Source organism: Bacillus sp. NPDC094077 (genome assembly GCF_050279465.1).
GTDB lineage: Bacteria > Bacillota > Bacilli > Bacillales > Bacillaceae_G > Bacillus_A.
In genome coordinates, this window is record NZ_JBNNUF010000057.1 from 1 (window position 1) to 1,552 (window position 1,552).

Annotated in this window: 1 protein-coding gene; it reads right to left on the minus strand. The window is 41.1% G+C overall.

Features of this window, described 5'->3' with window-relative positions; all coding sequences use genetic code 11:
* Positions 1-401: 401 nt before the first annotated feature.
* The gene (locus tag ACQKNR_RS29220) at positions 402-875 is read right to left on the minus strand and encodes a DUF3967 domain-containing protein (protein ID WP_010890180.1); all 474 of its coding nucleotides are present in this window, start codon (positions 873-875) and stop codon (positions 402-404) included.
* Between the last annotated feature and the right edge of the window lie 677 nt (positions 876-1,552).

Here is a 1,552-nt window from a genome sequence, read left to right on the forward strand (position 1 = left end):
CTTTGGCTTACTATAAACCTCCGTTTCTATAGAAATCACTCCTTTTTTTGGGTATATTTTCATCCTAACATGGAATGATTTAGCGTTGGGAATTCATTGGAAAATTTCTTTTTTGATTGCGGTGTCCGCAATCATTTTTTTTATTTTTCAGTGCTTCGTTTTGAGGAATATTTTTGTGATAGAATCCGTTCACTGTGGAGGTGAATGTGATGACGATTGTATTTAATGTGATGGATTTAGGAGCATTCATTATTTGTACTTTGCTGTTCATTGCATTGTGGTTTGAAGAATCAGAAGAAGCCGGCTATTAAGTCGGCTTCTTCTTTACACGCTTGACGGAAATCGAGAGATTTTAGCACTCACACAGGGGTGTGTATAAGTGCGCCATTTTCATGGGTGTCCTATTTCCAAAATTGCCACCACTTTTTTTGTTGAGCAGCAGCAATCATTTTTTTTGCTTCAATGGATTCTTTCAAAGCGAGCATGAGATTTTCATCTCGCTTTTTTTGTTGTTCTTCAAATTGTTCGAGTCGTTTTAGGATGGCCCGATTGAATTCCTCTTGTCTTTGAATGAGATCGGCAACATTGACATCTTGTAGCGGTGTAGCGGTATCCGATATGGACAAGTTTGACCGATACAAGGTCGCTACAAGTTTGGCTACTTCTTCTAGTGATTTACCACTTAATTTAGAGTGTGTGTATATATACTCCATAGCGGATAAATCGGACTCATTATACTGACGCCATCCTTTAGTGTCTCTGGCGAAATTATAGCCGTTTTTCTCAAGCATGGCGGCGTATTTGCGTATCGTGACGCTGGAGACATTGAGCTTGTTTGCAATGTCTTGTGAAGAAAGGTAGGTTTCGGGTTTCATAGCGGGTTCACCTCTTTATGATTCATTCGCTACGGTATACGCTACGCCCTCTTAGATCAAAAGGCAAAATGTTTTTGTTTTGCGTAGCGGGTTGAAAGAGAAAGATTTTGATAAGTGTCGCTGGAGACATTTCGGAAAAGGTGAAAAGAGCATAAGGGGTTTTTGTCCCCACTTATGGTGTGGAACTAGGCAAAGCCTAGCAAAAAATGACCCCAAAGAAGTGGTGTAAATCACTCCTGCAGCAGTGGCGATTTTTGAATTAATCACTTCCCGATCACTGGCGGATCAGTGATGAAAAATGACCGACCAGTTGCCAATCACTTGGTAACGTTTTGTGTTTGAAAAGGAGCGCACTGCACACAAAGAAAGGTAACGTTTTGCAAAAAAATCAGTTGCAACAAGGGTTCAATAATGGGTGAATTAAGTTCGTGTTTGTTTTGTGTTGTTTCGGAAAAGTGTGCACTTAAAAGGAGCGTTACTGTTTAAAAAATGGAGTGGAAAACATATGGCATGAGTCAACGGTAAGCGGAACGAAAGTGAGCATTAAGGAGTTGACTCATTCACCATATCCAAAGCCTATTGATTCAAACAAACCCCGTTTGTTTGCGCCAGCCGAAGGGGCATCCCCCGAAGATCGGGGGTAGGGGGTTTGAATATTTGCGATCCAACGGGCTGAC

Bases quoted from the DNA above. Each gene is read 5' to 3' on its own strand.
- ACQKNR_RS29220 (WP_010890180.1), bottom strand. From the start codon at position 875: ATGAAACCCGAAACCTACCTTTCTTCACAAGACATTGCAAACAAGCTC.